The 12,669-nt window shown below is 63.5% G+C and carries 12 protein-coding genes and 1 pseudogene; 11 read left to right on the top strand and 2 right to left on the bottom strand.

The window, feature by feature from the left end; translation table 11 throughout:
- Positions 1–164 precede the first annotated feature (164 nt).
- The 10 genes and pseudogenes from FHS78_RS03975 (at position 165) to FHS78_RS03930 (ending at position 9,172) form a co-directional block, all read left to right on the top strand.
- Entirely contained in the window at positions 165–1,007 is an 843-nt protein-coding gene (locus tag FHS78_RS03975) for an OmpA family protein (RefSeq protein ID WP_205305179.1), read from the top strand.
- A gap of 220 nt (positions 1,008–1,227) precedes the next feature.
- On the top strand, positions 1,228–3,063 hold the full coding sequence (locus tag FHS78_RS03970; RefSeq protein ID WP_167090557.1) for a M3 family oligoendopeptidase: 1,836 nt from the start codon (positions 1,228–1,230) through the stop codon (positions 3,061–3,063).
- Positions 3,063–4,487: an ABC1 kinase family protein gene (locus FHS78_RS03965; RefSeq protein ID WP_167090555.1), complete on the top strand. Its 1,425-nt coding sequence runs from the start codon at positions 3,063–3,065 to the stop codon at positions 4,485–4,487. Before FHS78_RS03970 ends, FHS78_RS03965 begins: the two co-directional genes overlap by 1 nt.
- A 153-nt stretch (positions 4,488–4,640) precedes the next feature.
- Positions 4,641–4,787: an aa3-type cytochrome c oxidase subunit IV gene (locus tag FHS78_RS03960; protein ID WP_167090553.1), complete on the top strand. Its 147-nt coding sequence runs from the start codon at positions 4,641–4,643 to the stop codon at positions 4,785–4,787.
- Positions 4,788–4,954: 167 nt separating this feature from the next.
- Complete coding sequence (locus FHS78_RS03955) at positions 4,955–6,088, top strand: Re/Si-specific NAD(P)(+) transhydrogenase subunit alpha (RefSeq protein ID WP_167090551.1); 1,134 nt, start codon at positions 4,955–4,957, stop codon at positions 6,086–6,088.
- A gap of 14 nt (positions 6,089–6,102) precedes the next feature.
- Positions 6,103–6,405: pseudogene (locus FHS78_RS03950) on the top strand (NAD(P) transhydrogenase subunit alpha part 2); the annotation flags it as partial.
- Between the two features lie 15 nt (positions 6,406–6,420).
- Positions 6,421–7,833 carry an NAD(P)(+) transhydrogenase (Re/Si-specific) subunit beta gene (locus tag FHS78_RS03945; RefSeq protein WP_167090547.1) on the top strand — a complete coding sequence of 471 codons (1,413 nt, stop codon included), beginning with the start codon at positions 6,421–6,423 and terminating at the stop codon, positions 7,831–7,833.
- Positions 7,834–7,934: 101 nt separating this feature from the next.
- Positions 7,935–8,312: a DUF4345 family protein gene (locus FHS78_RS03940; protein ID WP_167090545.1), complete on the top strand. Its 378-nt coding sequence runs from the start codon at positions 7,935–7,937 to the stop codon at positions 8,310–8,312.
- Between the two features lie 22 nt (positions 8,313–8,334).
- On the top strand, positions 8,335–8,685 hold the full coding sequence (locus FHS78_RS03935; RefSeq protein ID WP_167090543.1) for a DUF6614 family protein: 351 nt from the start codon (positions 8,335–8,337) through the stop codon (positions 8,683–8,685).
- A 4-nt stretch (positions 8,686–8,689) separates the two neighbouring features.
- On the top strand, positions 8,690–9,172 hold the full coding sequence (locus FHS78_RS03930) for a GNAT family N-acetyltransferase (RefSeq protein ID WP_167090541.1): 483 nt from the start codon (positions 8,690–8,692) through the stop codon (positions 9,170–9,172).
- A gap of 3 nt (positions 9,173–9,175) precedes the next feature.
- Here FHS78_RS03930 and FHS78_RS03925 read toward each other — a convergent pair whose 3' ends face one another.
- Complete coding sequence (locus FHS78_RS03925) at positions 9,176–10,780, bottom strand: Rieske (2Fe-2S) protein (RefSeq protein WP_167090539.1); 1,605 nt, start codon at positions 10,778–10,780, stop codon at positions 9,176–9,178.
- Between the two features lie 95 nt (positions 10,781–10,875).
- Positions 10,876–11,508: a TetR/AcrR family transcriptional regulator gene (locus FHS78_RS03920; protein ID WP_167090537.1), complete on the bottom strand. Its 633-nt coding sequence runs from the start codon at positions 11,506–11,508 to the stop codon at positions 10,876–10,878.
- 79 nt (positions 11,509–11,587) lie between these two features.
- On the opposite strand from FHS78_RS03920, the gene FHS78_RS03915 reads away from it, so the two are divergent.
- The gene (locus tag FHS78_RS03915; RefSeq protein WP_167090535.1) at positions 11,588–12,658 is read left to right on the top strand and encodes an aromatic ring-hydroxylating oxygenase subunit alpha; all 1,071 of its coding nucleotides are present in this window, start codon (positions 11,588–11,590) and stop codon (positions 12,656–12,658) included.
- Positions 12,659–12,669 lie beyond the last annotated feature (11 nt).

Here is a 12,669-nt window from a genome sequence, read left to right as displayed (position 1 = left end):
CTGTGGCCGCCACGGCACGACTGACGCAGAAATGTCATATCAAACGCGATAGCTGTTGAAGGGTCTGGGGATTCCTGCAACGAATTGTCCGAGCGCTTTCCAGAATGGGCCGGTCCTAGGACGGCCTATGCGGGGGCATGTGCGAAATAGTGACGGAGATGGGGATGAAAATCTTTTCCCGGCTGACAGCGTTGGCCTCCCTCCTTGTGTTGGCAGGCTGCGGCACCTGGACGGCCGAATCCTACCTGCATGAGGACATTCAGGGAGATACGTTCAACGCGTGCCTCGCGCGCGAATATCAGGATCGCGCCACGTCCGAGGCTTATGTGGATTGCAACTGGGTGGACACTGCCCAGATCGTGAAGAAGGGCCGCGCCGCCGCGGCCGGCGAGACGGTGATGCCGTACGATCCGGCCACCATGGGCGTCCTGCCGGGCGATCTGCCGGAACTTCAGGATGCGCGTCAGAAGCTGCTCGCAGCTCTCGACGACGGTGGGCGCACGAGCGAACGCGCCTGCGCCTGCGCCAAGGCGCAGCGTTATTATGATGGCTGGGTGGAACAGGCGAGCGACAACAAGCTCGGCGAAAACGGTTCCTGGCTCGGCGGTGAAGGCGGTCCGGTGCAGCCGGGTCGCGTGGAAGCCGAGAAGGCCGCTTTCTGGGAAGCTCTGACCGAGTGCCAGAAGAAGGCCGCCGGCCCCTGGACCATCTATTTCGGTTTCGACAAGTACAACCTGACGCCGGAAGCCCAGGCCGTGATCGACCAGATCGTGTCCGAGACTTCCACGCCGCTGGCTGTGGTGGGTCACACCGATACGTCCGGTTCCAACGCCTACAACCAGGCTCTCGGCCAGCGTCGTGCCGACTCGGTTGCCGGCGCGCTGACCGCTCAGGGCAAGGACCTGTGCGAGAAGGCCTCGAAGGGCGAAACGGACCTCGCCGTGCAGACCGGTGACGGTGTGCGTGAGCCGCTCAACCGCCGCGCGGTTGTGACGACCTGCGAATAATTCCGCGGGTTGTTCCAAAGATCGGGCCCCGGCAGCGATGCCGGGGCCTTTTTTTGTGCGGGGTTCGCTCCTTGGCGCCAGGGCCCGGCGGGGCGCCGTCATTAAATTACCGCGCTTTCGTTGAAGGCTTGTGCCGGGCGCTCAATATAGGATTGAGTGCCCTTGAGGCCTCGCCCGCCGCTGGTGCCTGTCCTGTCCCGCTACCCGGAGCCGCCCGATCATGAGTAATCCCTCCCCCCATGAAGCCGCCGGTCTGCCCAATCCGGCCAATGACGACCTGTCGCTCGGTAAATTGCCGGTCTGGAACCTTGCCGATCTTTATGCCGCGCCCGACGCCCCGGAGGTGTCGCGCGATTTCAGGCGGGCGGAAGAGGCGGCGAAAACCTTCGCCGCCAGTTTCCGCGGTCGGGTGGAGGAGATCGCGTCCGCCCCGGATGGCGGGGATGTGCTGGCCTCGATGATCGAGACCTATGAGACGATCGAGGATCTGCTCGGGCGCCTCATCTCCTATGCGGGGCTCCTCTATGCGGGCAACAATGTCGATCCGGTCAGGGCGAAATTCTATGGCGACACGCAGGAGCGCGTGACCGCGATCTCCACCGAGCTTCTTTTCTTCACGCTGGAACTCAACCGGATCGAGGACAGCGTGATGGCGCGGGCGCTGGAGAGCCCGGCGCTGGCGCATTACGAGCCCTGGCTGCGCGATCTCAGGGCCATGCGCCCCTATCAGCTTTCCGACGAGATCGAGACCTTGCTGCACGAAAAAAGCGTCTCCGGGCATGGCGCATGGAGCCGCCTTTTCGACGAGACGATGGCGCGCATCGGTTTCGAGATCGACGGCGAGAGGCTTCCGCTCGAAGGCGCGTTGCACCGGCTCTCCGACAGGGATCCCGCCATGCGCAAAAGGGCCGCTCATGCGCTGTCGGCCGTCTTCGCAGAGAATGCGAGCCTGTTCACGCTCATCACCAATACGCTGGCCAAGGACAAGGAAATCGAGGACCGCAAGCGCGGCTTCACCGATATCGCCCAGTCCCGCCATATCGCGAATCGGGTTGAGCCCGAGGTGGTGGACGCGCTCACCACTGCCGTGCGCGAAGCGCATCCGCGCCTGTCGCATCGCTATTATGCGATGAAGGCGAAGTGGCTCGGCGTCGAGAAGCTCGAATATTGGGATCGCAATGCGCCGCTGCCGGAAACGGATGACGAGGTCGTTTCATGGGACCGCGCGCGCGACACCGTGCTGGAGGCCTATGGCGGTTTCACGCCGGAGATGGCGCGAATCGCCTCGACCTTTTTCGAGAAGGGCTGGATCGACGCGCCGCTCAGGCCCGGCAAGGCGTCGGGCGCCTTTGCCCATCCGACCGTGCCGAGCGCGCACCCTTACGTGCTGCTCAACTATCAGGGCAAGACGCGCGATGTGATGACACTTGCCCATGAACTCGGCCACGGGGTGCATCAGGTGCTGGCGGCGAAACAGGGCGCGCTGATGGCCGACACGCCGCTGACGCTTGCCGAAACCGCCAGCGTCTTCGGCGAGATGCTGACCTTCCGCAAGCTGCTGGCAGGCGCGAGCGATCCGGCGCGGCGCAAGGCGATGCTGGCGGGCAAGGTCGAGGACATGCTCAACACCGTGGTCCGGCAGATCGCCTTTTATACGTTCGAGCGGCGCGTCCACGAAGCGCGGCGTGCAGGCGAACTCACTTCCGAGGACATCGGTCGTATCTGGATGGACGTGCAGGGCGAAAGCCTGGGCCCCGCCATCCATCTGGGCGAGGGCTATGAGCATTACTGGTGCTACATCTCCCATTTCATTCATTCGCCTTTCTACGTCTATGCCTATGCGTTCGGCGATTGCCTGGTGAACTCGCTCTATGCCGTCTATGAGCGCGCGCCGGAAGGGTTTGCGGAGCGTTACATGCAGATGCTGGCGGCGGGGGGCACGCTGCGCCACAAGGAACTGCTGGCGCCTTTCGGCCTCGATGCGAGCGACCCCGCCTTCTGGCAGCGCGGGCTTTCGGTGATCGAACGCTTCATCGACGAGCTGGAGACGCTTTAATGGCGGATCGCGCGTCCGGCGACGGAGAGGCAGATCGCCCGGCACGGGATGCGGAGGGCAATCGCTTCGGGCGGCGGCTGCAGCGCTATGCGCAGGTCGGCGGCGGCATGAGCGGCGTTGCCGCGCGGCTCGTCGGCAACAGGCTTTTCGGCAACAAGCTCAATGAGAGCACCGCGCGCGAGCTGCGCGAGGCGCTGGGCGGCATGAAGGGGCCGATCATGAAGATCGCCCAGCTTCTGTCCTCCATCCCCGAAGCCGTGCCGAAGGAATTCGCCGAGGAATTGTCGCAGCTTCAGTCGTCCGCCCCGCCCATGGGCTGGCCCTTCGTGAAGCGGCGCATGCGCGCGGAACTCGGGGCCGACTGGCAATCGCATTTCAAATCCTTCGAGCGCGACGCGGCCTTCGCGGCGTCGCTCGGCCAGGTGCATCGCGCCGTCGCGCCGGACGGGCGCGCGGTCGTGTCCAAACTTCAATATCCGGACATGCAGTCCGCGGTGGAGGCCGATCTCAGGCAGCTTCGTATCCTGCTGCAGATCTTCCGCCGCGTGGACAGCGCGATCGACACCAGCGAAATCTATCAGGAGCTGTCCGAAAGACTGCGCGAGGAACTCGACTATGAGCGCGAGGCCGCGCATATGCGGCTTTACGACCGCATCTTCGCGGACGATCCGCGCATCATCGTGCCCGAACCCGTGCCGGCGTTGAGCACGAAGCGGCTGCTGACCATGACGCGGCTCGACGGCGAGCCGATCCTGTCGTTCCGCGATCACCCGCTGGAAGACCGCAACGAGATCGCGCGCTCCATGTTCGCGGCCTGGTGGCATCCCTTTGCGCGTTACGGCGTCATTCATGGCGATCCGCATCTGGGCAATTACACGGTGCGCATGCATGACGACGTGCCGGAAAAGGGCGGGGCCAACAAAAGCGGCGGTTGGGCGATCAACCTGCTCGACTATGGATGCATCCGGATCTTTCCACCGGTCTTCGTGGCGGGCGTGATCGAGCTCTACCACGCCATCGCGACGGAGGATCGCGACCGGGCGGCGGCGGCCTATGAGCGATGGGGCTTTACCGGGCTCAACAATGAGATGATCGACACGCTCAACATCTGGGCGAAATTCATCTACGGGCCGCTGCTGGACGACCGGGTGCGCTCGATTGCCGACGGGGTGAGCCCGGCCGAATACGGCCGCCAGGAAGCCCATCGCGTGCATCAGGCGCTGAAGGAACTCGGGCCGGTAACGCCGCCGCGCGAATTCGTCTTCATGGACCGCGCCGCCATCGGGCTTGGCGCGGTGTTCCTGCACCTCGACGCGGAGCTGAACTTCCACGAAATGTTCATGGAGGCGATCGAGGGCTTCGACGCGGCGGCGCTCGAGGCGCGCCAGCGCGAGGCGCTCGACGCGGCGGGCGTACCGGCCTGACCGCGCGGAGGATGCGTGAACGAAATTGCACAACAGGTTGAAGGGGTTTGGTGAAGCGCAGCCGGTCGATTCGCTTGCCGAGCGGAACACCTTTGCTATAGTCCGCACGCTCTGAAACCGGTACGAGCAGCAATACAGAGGGGCGTTACGCAGATGGAAAACAAGGCTCAAGAGGGCTGGGGCGAGGAAATGGATGCGCAGGAGCATCTCGCCACTTATGAGAGCTTCATTACGTTCTCGAAATACGGCACCGTTGCCGTGGCTCTTTTCGTAATCTTGCTGGCGGTCGTCACGCTCTGACAGCCGAAGATTGTGGGCGGGGACTTGACGTTCGCGCTCATCTGTATATTTACGAATAATTCTAATTCGCGACTGGTTGCCCGCCGGGGAGCCGGTCCCGCTTTGCGGACTCTCGAGTTCGGGTCCGCGTTCCCAGATGGCGGAATGACCCCAAGAGGCGGAAATTCATGAAGCTAGCAATTCCGAAAGAACGGCCCGATGGCGAGACCCGCGTCGCAGCGTCGCCGGAGACCGTGAAGAAGTTTGTCGGCCTCGGCGTCGATGTGGTGATCGAAACGGGCGCGGGCGACGCCGCGGCGCTGCCCGATACGGTTTTCACCGAGGCCGGCGCGAAGATCGGCGCGAGCCTCGAGGAGACGCTCAAGGACGCGGACCTTGTCTTCAAGGTTCGCGGCCCGTCCGACGAAGAGCTGGGGCTGATGAAGCAGGGCGCCGTGCTGGCGGCCACGCTCAACCCCTATGACAACAAGGACCGGCTGAAGACCTACGCGGACAAGGGCATCACGACCTTTGCGATGGAGCTGATGCCGCGCATCACGCGCGCCCAGTCCATGGACATCCTGTCCTCGCAGTCGAACCTGGCGGGCTACAAGGCCGTCGTGAACGCGGCGGCGCATTACAGCCGCGCCTTCCCGATGATGATGACGGCGGCCGGCACGATTGCCGCGGCCCGCTGCTTCGTGATGGGCGTCGGCGTCGCGGGCCTGCAGGCGATTGCGACCGCGCGGCGTCTCGGCGCCGTGGTGAGCGCGACGGATGTGCGCTCGGCGACCAAGGAGCAGGTGGAAAGCCTCGGCGCGTCCTTCGTCATGGTCGAATCGGAAGAATCCGGCGACGCGGCCGGCGGCTATGCCAAGGAAATGAGCGAGGATTATCAGCGCCGTCAGGCCGAACTCGTCGCTTCGCATATCAAGAAGCAGGACGTGGTTATCACCACGGCGCTCATTCCGGGTCGTCCGGCGCCGCGTCTTCTCACCGAAGAGATGGTGAAGACGATGAAGCCCGGCTCCATCATCGTGGATCTCGCCGCCGAGCGCGGCGGCAACTGCGAACTGACGGAGCCCGGCCAGATCGTCCGGAAGCATGGCGTGACCATTATCGGCGAGCTGAACCTCGCCGGTCAGCTCGCGACCGATGCCTCGGCGCTTTACGCCAAGAACCTTTTCAACTTCATCGCCCCCCATCTCGACAAGGAGAGCGGCCAGCTCACCATCGATTGGGAAGATGAGACCGTCACCGGCACGGCGCTGACGCGCGAGGGCCGAGTGATCCATCCCTCATTCACCGAAGGAGGCAACTGATGGAAGCGGCCGTTATCGATCCTTTTGTTTTCCGTCTGGCGATTTTCGTTCTTGCGATTTTCGTCGGCTATTACGTGGTCTGGAGCGTGACCCCGGCATTGCATACGCCGCTCATGTCCGTGACCAATGCCGTCTCTTCGGTGGTGATCGTCGGCGCGTTGATCGCCGTCGGTCTCGACGCGACACAGGCCGGCGATTCCGGCCTCGTCTCCAAGGGCTTCGGCTTCGTCGCCGTCATCCTTGCCGCGGTGAACATCTTCGGTGGCTTCCTCGTCACCGCGCGGATGCTCGCCATGTACAAAAAGAAACAGCGGTAAAGGGGCCTTATAGACATGTCAGCCAATCTCGCGGCACTGCTCTATCTCGCATCGGGCGTGCTCTTCATTCTCGCGCTGCGCGGACTCTCCTCGCCGGAAACGTCCCGGCAGGGCAACATTTACGGCATGGTGGGCATGGCAATCGCCATCGGCACCACGCTGTTCCTGCTTCAGGCGCAGAACACGCTCACCTGGACGCTCATCGTGGTCGGTCTGGCCATCGGCGGCGGCATCGGCGCCATCATCGCGCGGCGTATCGCCATGACGGCGATGCCGCAGCTCGTGGCGGCGTTCCATTCGCTGGTCGGTCTGGCGGCGGTGTTCATCGCCTGGTCGGCCTATCTGGCGCCCGAGGCCTATGGCATCGGCACGCTGGGGGCGATCCATGCCTCCAACCTGATCGAAATGTCGATCGGCGCGGCCATCGGTGCGATCACCTTTTCCGGTTCGCTCATCGCCTTTGCCAAGCTCAACGGTAACATGTCGGGTGCGCCGATCATGCTGCCCGGGCGTCACCTCATCAATATCGTGATCGCGGCGGCCATCGTCGCAGGCGTGATCTGGATCGTGCTGGATCCGGCCAACCAGTCGGTCGAGCTTTTCCTCTTCATCACGCTGGCGGCCTTCCTGATCGGCTTCCTGCTGATCATCCCGATCGGCGGCGCGGACATGCCGGTGGTGGTCTCCATGCTCAACTCCTATTCGGGTTGGGCGGCGGCCGGTATCGGCTTCACGCTCGGCAATCTTGCGCTCATCATCACGGGCGCGCTGGTCGGCTCGTCGGGTGCGATCCTGTCCTACATCATGTGCAAGGGCATGAACCGCTCCTTCATCAGCGTGATCCTGGGCGGCTTCGGTGCGGACGCAGGCGCTGCGGCCGGTGGCGGCCAGCAGGAAACGCGGCCCGTGAAGCAGGGGTCGGCGGACGATGCCGCCTTCATCATGAAGAATGCCAGCTCCGTCATCATCGTGCCCGGTTACGGCATGGCGGTGGCGCAGGCCCAGCATGTGCTGCGTGAAATGTGCGACCTGCTGAAGGCCGAAGGCGTGAAGGTGTCCTATGCCATTCATCCGGTGGCGGGCCGCATGCCCGGCCATATGAATGTGCTGCTGGCCGAAGCGAACGTGCCTTACGACGAAGTGTTCGAGCTGGAAGACATCAACAGCCAGTTCGGCCAGACGGACGTTGCCTTCGTCATCGGCGCGAACGACGTGACCAACCCCTCGGCGAAGTCCGATCCGCAGAGCCCGATCTACGGCATGCCGGTTCTGGACGTCGAAAAGGCGGGCACGGTGCTCTTCGTCAAGCGCGGCATGGGCTCCGGCTATGCGGGCGTGGAAAACGAACTCTTCTTCCGCGACAACACGATGATGCTGTTCGGCGATGCGAAGAAGATGGTCGAAGGCATCATCAAGCAGCTCGACTGATCCGTCGCCTGACGGAATACTGGACGAAAAAGGCGGGCGGTGTTCACATGAGCACCGCCCGTTTTCTATGCGGATATCCAATATCAAGGGGGGAATGACACATGGTCTGGATCGCGCGAATCGCTATTGCGCTGGTGGGGCTCTTTTCGTTGGGAATGGGGCTGATGGCGCTTGCCTCGCCCGTTCAGCTCGGCAACACGCTGGGGATCGACGCGCTGACGCCGCTGGGCCTCAATGCGCTCAGGGCCGATCTCGGGTCCTTCTTCCTGGCCAGCGCCATTGCGAGCGCGCTGGCGCTTTTCGCCGGCCGGGCCAACTGGATGTGGGGCGTGGCGTGTCTCTATGGCCTCGCAGTAGCCGGACGTTTTCTCGGTATCGTCGTCGACGGCGCGCCGGAGGGGATCGCGCAGCCCGTCACGGTGGAACTGGTGCTCGTCGCCCTGTCGGTATTCGGCGCGCGGACGCTGGGGCGGAGCTGACATCCCTTGAAGGAGTGAGCGCATGGACATCTATCATATCTGGTGCGGGCTGAAGCCGGACGTCCGCGACCATGAATTCGTCGACGCTTTTTCAAGCTATATGGAGCTGCTGGAGCGCGAAGGCGTGATCGCGGGCTGGCGGCTCACCCGCAAGAAACTCGGCCTCGCGCCCGCCCATCTCGGCGAATTCCACATCATGATCGAGGTGCAGGACCTGACCCAGCTCGATACCGCCTTCAACTGGGTGGCAAGCCGCGCCGAACCCGTGGAGGGCGAGCATTACGGGCTGAACTCGCTGGTCGAGAATGTCAGCTTCGCCCTCTACCGCGATTTCCCCGATCCCGTCCGGGAATATGGCGAAGAGAGGTTCTGAGGCTTTGAGCGACATCCTTATCCGCAACGCTGTCTTTCCGGCGGACGAGCGGGCGGCGATCGGCCTTCTCGGCGAATTGAACGATGCCGAAGCGCTGATCGAGACCAACCGGGCCGATGCGGGCGCGGCGGCGGCGCATTTCGGTTGGTTGCGGGGCCATGTCGAGCGCCATGATGGTGAATGGCTGGTAGCGGAGCGACAGGGCCGGATCGCGGGGTTCGGCTGCTATATCATTGAGGAAGCGAACGGCGCCTATATCCGCCCGGAATGCCGGCGATATGCCATGATCCTCGATGTGAGCGTGACGCCGGATGCGCGCGGGCAGGGGATCGGACGGCAGCTCATACAGGAAATCGAGGAGCGGGCACGGGAGCGCGGCCTGGGCGAGGTTCGGCTGGGCGTACTCGGCAGCAACTCGAACGCGATCCGCCTCTATGAAAAGCTCGGCTATGGCGATTACGAGCGCGTGATGCGGAAGGCGCTCTAGGGGTTACTCGCTGGCCACGAAATCGAGCGCCTGCCGTGCCGAGCGCAGGGCATGACGGCGCTTCAATGGCGAATGCAGGAACCGGTTCACCGCGGCAAGCATGAGCGGTATATGCGCGCCTTCCGGATCGGCCAGCCATTCGTCTCGCGCCGCCATGAGCGTTTTCAGCAGATGGGCGGCGACGAGTGGATCGCGCTGTCCGTGATCCAGCATGCCCGTCAATTCGCTCTCGAAGAACGCCGCCGGGTTTTCGACGGACCAGCCGGAAACGTCTTGCGTGCCATCGGTGTAAGTTGCGTTCCGGCCGATGAAGCAGGCCATTTGCAATAACCCTTGCGGCCAGAGATCGGGCTGAGCGCCGCATAGCTCGCGCACGGCATGGGCGAAGGTGAGCATGTGGGTGAAGTCCAGCCAGCCGACATTGTCTGTGACGGATTTCTCGGTCTGCTCCTGCCAGTAATTGTCGAAATGCAGGAACTGCCACATGGCGGCTTGGAGCAGAAGCGTATGAAGACGTTGAGGTGGCAGGGCGGATGCCCGCACGGTCAGGTCGAGCGCGCGCCGTATGGACGCTCTCCGGAGGTCTCCGGGGGCGGGGCTTTCTTCGCCCGCGCCGTTCCATCGCGCGAGTGCATTGCCATAGAAGCGGAATTCGGGAATAAGGTCTTCCCGTGTCGCCATAGTCAGCGAACGAATGAGGGGATAGAGGATGGCGGGAGCTGATCTTTCGCCCAACCGTTCGATCAGCGTTCCCGCTTTCTGCACATAGATCGCTGAATGGCCGAAATCGGCATAATGGGCGAGGGCGGCGCGCGCCAGTGCAGGCTGAACGGTCCTGAAGCTCACGGCCGACCTCAGCGCATCGCGGATAAGGGCGATGGCCCCTTCTTCGTCCTCATCCTCTATGGCGGCGACAAGTTCTTCAGCGTCGAAGGGGACGCTGCCGTCCGGGTAGGGAAATTCGTTCTCCCGCAACGTGTCCCAGCTCAGATGCGCCAGGATCTCGAGGAACGGAACGAAAAGATCGGCGTCATCATGCCCGGAACCGGAGAGTGTTTCGCGCAGCCGAAGCCAGTCCGCCGCAGCGGGATGGGCATGCGTCATGCCGAACTCGAAGCGCGGCGCCGCTTCCTCCATCGCAGCCCGGATCGCGTCCATCGGATCGCCGCCCAGCTTGATGAAGCGGGCGAGTTCGCGCGCCATGCGGTCGTACTCGAAACGGTGCGACGCCGCCATGAGGCGCGTCAAAGCTTGCGCCCTGCCATGCTCTGCGGGGGGATCGGATATATCGACCCAGATTTCCTCGCCGCGCAGTTCGGTGGGGTAGATACGAAGATTGTCGCCGCCAAGAAGTGTTCGGCCTGTGGCGAGGTCGAATTTCCAGTTGTGCCAGTTACAGGTGAGCGTGCAGCCGGAAGAGGTCTCCGACAGGCTGCCTTCCGCAAGCGGATAGCCTTCATGCGGGCAGCGATTGTTGCAGGCGAAGATTTTCTCGCCCGACCGGAAGAGCGCGATCTGTTTGCCGTCGTGGCGGAAGATCTTCCGTCCTGTGGTTGCGAGGTCTTCAAGGCGACCCGCCAGAACCATGAGGGGTTTCGTCTCGCTCATAGCCTCCTCCCGGCTATTGTCGGGAGGAGTCTGGGGCGGCAAGCGGGAGGAGGCAAACGAAAATGCGACGGCCTTTCCGCAACAGGGCTTGGCGTTTATGCAGCCCGTTTCGCGATTGCCAGCGCGGCGGCGGCGATTTCCTGCATCAGCGGTTCGGGGTTTTCGGCATGGGGGCGGCCGGGGCCGATCATCAGTCCACTGCCTTCCAGCATGCCGACGATGATTTCGGCGCGGTGGCGAGTTTTCGGCGCGGGCAGGGCGGGGTTCAGCCGGGTGACGGCTTCCGCCAGCAGGTCGAGTTCGGTCCGGTAGAGTTCGGCCATGGCGGTCTTCGCATGCTCGTCATGCGCGGCCAGCGCCCAGAACTCCCAATAGAGGATGGAGCCTTCCGGCTTCCTGATGTCTTCCAGCACATAGCGGATAAGGGCCTCGAATGCGGCTTCGGGGTCTGCGTCCTTTTCCGGCCATGTCTCGACCGCCTGACGGTGGCGCGCGCAGATATGGTCTACAAGCGCCGCCACCAGCGCCGTTTTCGACGGGAAATAATACTGGAGATTGCCGAGCGCGATGCCGCAGCGCTCCGCCAGCCTGCGCATGGTCAGGCCCGCATAGCCTTCCTCGATCATCATCCGCTCCGCCTCGACGAGCAAGTTTTCCATGCGTTCGCGGCCGCGATTCTGGCCGCGATGTTGGGGAGGCAGGGCGTCGGGAGAGGCTGGATCGGTCATGGCGCGAGCATAGCCCGTCTTGACAATTAGGTCGATCAACCTATTTTAGGTCATATGACTTAATATTAGGATCGGTGCGATGTCGGGAACGAGTGTCTATGCGGGCGTGTCGGACAGGATGGAGACGGCAATGTCCCTGCCGCCCACGGCCTTTCTGGACAAGGCGGTGTTCGAGGCGGAGACCGACCGGATTTTCCGGCGGCAATGGATGCCGGTGGCGCGGGTCGAACAGCTCGCCGAAGCGGGCGATTTCCTGACGGTCGATCTCGCAGGCGTGCCGCTTGTCGTGTCGCGCGACGAAGAGGACGCTCTCCATGCGCTGTCGCGCGTCTGCCGCCATCGCGCCATGCCGGTGGCGCAGGGCGAGGGGAACGCGAAGGCCTTTACCTGCCCCTGTCATCTCTGGCGCTACGGGCTCGACGGGCGGCTTCTCTCCGCGCCCGCCATGGAGCAGTCGGACGCCTTCGACAGGGGCAAATGCGGCCTGCCGTCCTTTCCGGTCGATGTCTGGCAGGGCTTCGTCTTCGTCAATCTGGACGAGGGCGCAGCGCCGCTGGCGGAACATATGGCGGGGCTGGATGCGCTGGTGGCGCGGGACGGGCTTGGCGATATGCGCATCGTCAGCTCGCTGACATTTCCCTCGCCCTGGAACTGGAAGGTGCTGGTGGAAAACTTCATCGAGTCCTACCACCATATCGGCCCGCATGCGGAAAGCCTGCAGCACAGCAATCCGGCCTTCGGTACCTATGTGCCGGAGCTGCCCGACGGCACGTCTTTCACGGCGCTCGAAAACCCGCCGGTCGAAGGGGCGGACCCCTTTTCCGTTTATGTGGGCTTTCCCGCCTTCCTGCTGGTCGTGCTGCGCGGCGAAACGGTTTCGGCCGTCTGGTATCGGCTCGATATCCGCGACGAGGCCTCTTTCGACCTCACCATCCATATTCTGATGAAGGAGCCGAAGGCGTCGGACGCGGACCTCGTCACAGGCACCGCGGAGGTGTTGCGCCATATTCATCTGGAAGACATTGCCGTTTGCGACGGGGTGCAGGCGGGGCTTTCGAGCCCGGCGGCGGCGCCCGGACCGCTCAGCCATCTGGAGCGCGGCCTCTGGCATTTCCACCGCTATCTGAAGCGCATGACGGGCGACGGATAAACAAAAACGCC

The organism is Parvibaculum indicum, from assembly GCF_011762095.1.
In the GTDB taxonomy this organism is placed as follows: domain Bacteria; phylum Pseudomonadota; class Alphaproteobacteria; order Parvibaculales; family Parvibaculaceae; genus Parvibaculum; species Parvibaculum indicum.
The sequence above is the reverse complement of the archived record's forward strand: the minus strand, read 5'-3'. Positions and strand labels throughout refer to the sequence as shown.